We start from the raw sequence: 276 nt of genomic DNA on the forward strand, positions 1-276 counted from the left end.
AAAAGTGACGCGCCGCTCTGCGCCGCACGCCACCGAAACCGCCTCTCTGGAGGCGGTTTTTTCTTGGGCCATGCACAATAGCGGCATGCGACGACCTTTGCCGAACGACACCGGGGTGGACGACGTGGAACTGGCGTTCTACGAGGCCTTGCAGCAGGGCGACGTGGCGGCCCTGATGGATTGCTGGACCGACGACGAGGAGCCGGTGTGTGTACACCCCGGCGGCCCGCGGCTGCTGGGAGCGCCGGCGATCCGCGAGAGCTTTGCGGCCATGTT

At 66.3% G+C, this 276-nt stretch carries 1 protein-coding gene; it reads left to right on the forward strand.

From position 1 onward, the window contains the following. Positions 1-85: 85 nt before the first annotated feature. A partial coding sequence (locus HA630_RS26635) for a nuclear transport factor 2 family protein (protein WP_166831951.1) occupies positions 86-276 on the forward strand: 191 nt, incomplete at its 3' end.

It is taken from the genome of Aquabacterium sp. A08, assembly GCF_011742065.1.